Annotated in this window: 3 protein-coding genes; all 3 read right to left on the bottom strand. The window is 65.2% G+C overall.

The annotated features are described in order from the left end of the window. The coding region (locus AC58NV_RS23570; protein WP_497229312.1) for a tetrahydrofolate dehydrogenase/cyclohydrolase catalytic domain-containing protein at positions 1-390 on the bottom strand (390 nt) is incomplete at its 3' end. A 36-nt stretch (positions 391-426) separates the two neighbouring features. Beyond that, positions 427-732: a chorismate mutase gene (locus AC58NV_RS23565; protein ID WP_497226709.1), complete on the bottom strand. Its 306-nt coding sequence runs from the start codon at positions 730-732 to the stop codon at positions 427-429. Positions 733-790: 58 nt separating this feature from the next. Further along, positions 791-1,427, bottom strand: a 637-nt coding sequence (locus AC58NV_RS23560) for a formate--tetrahydrofolate ligase (RefSeq protein WP_497229311.1), incomplete at its 5' end; no start/stop codon positions are given.

Here is a 1,427-nt window from a genome sequence, read left to right as displayed (position 1 = left end):
CAGGCCGACGTTGGAGATGTGGAAGCCGTCCACGTCCTTCTCCGGCGCGATCGAGTTGATCACCAGCTCCTCGTTCATGTGCTTCGGCAGCGGCAGCTGCACCAGGATGCCGTTGACCGCCGGGTCATTGTTCAGCTGATCGATCAGCGCCAGCAGATCCGCTTCCGGGGTGTCCGCGTCCAGCTTGTGCTCATAGGAGTTCATGCCGACTTCGACGGTCTGCTTGCCCTTGGAGCGCACATAGACCTGCGACGCCGGGTCCTCGCCCACCAGCACCACCGCCAGGCCGGGGGTGATGCCGTGCTCTTCCTTCAGCCGCGCCACATGCTCGGCCACCTGGCCGCGCACCTTGGCCGCAAAGGCCTTGCCGTCAATCAGAGTTGCTGCCATTGCTCTCTTCCTTTCCTGCGCAGGCGCTCGGCCTGCCTACTCTTCCCGGATCACCCGCGCCTCGCGGGCAATCGACCACTCCACCAGCTGCCGCCATAAGCGCTCGATCAGATCGGGGTCCAGCCCCTCCCCTTCCGCCGCGGCGCGGGCATTCATGACCACTTCCTCGACCCGGTCCGGGATCCGCGCGGGCCAGCCGTTCTGCTGCTTGAGCTGGACCGCCCGGTCGATATAGCCCGCCCGGACGGCCAGAAGTTGCACCAGCTCACTATCGAGCCTGTCAATTTCCGCGCGCAGCGCCTCCATCGAGGAACAGTCTTCCGGCGGTGTCAGCTTGGTCATGTCTTAAAACTCTTGCGGCCCGAGAAGGTCTCGGGCCGCAGAAAGCGCATATTGCGTCTTAGAACAAGCCTTCGATCTGGCCGTCCTCGTTCAGGCGGATGGTTTCCGCCGCCGGTTTGCGCGGCAGGCCCGGCATCGTCATGATCTCGCCGCAGACCGCCACGATGAAGCCGGCACCGGCCGACAGGCGCACTTCGCGCACCGGCACCGAGTGGCCCACCGGCGCACCGCGCAGGGACGGGTCGGTCGAGAAGGAGTACTGGGTCTTCGCCATGCAGACCGGCAGATTGCCGTAGCCGGCTTCTTCCCATTCCTTCAGCTGGTTGCGGATCTTGTTGTCCGCCAGCACCTCGTCGGCGCGGTAGATGCGCTTGGCGATGGTCTCGATCTTCTCGAACAGCGGCATGTCGTCCGGGTAGATCGGCGAGAAGTTGGCGGAACCGGCGTCGACGATCTCGACAACCTTCTCGGCCAGCGGCGCGGAGCCCTCCGAGCCCAGCTCCCAGTGGCGCGACAGCACCGCCTCGACGCCGTGGCTGGCGCAGTAGGCTTTGACCGCGTCAACTTCCGCGTCGGTGTCGGTCACGAAGTGGTTGATCGCAACCACAACCGGCACGCCGAAGGATTTGACGTTCTCGATGTGGCGGCCGAGGTTGGCGCAGCCGTTGTTGACCGCCTCGACGTTTTCCGCGCCC

The organism is Leisingera sp. ANG49 (genome assembly GCF_059694505.1).
This window is presented reverse-complemented; position numbering and strand designations above follow the sequence as displayed.

Excerpts from the sequence above, each read along its gene's own strand:
- AC58NV_RS23565 (WP_497226709.1), bottom strand. The coding sequence starts at position 732 with ATGACCAAGCTGACACCGCCGGAAGACTGTTCCTCGATGGAGGCGCTG.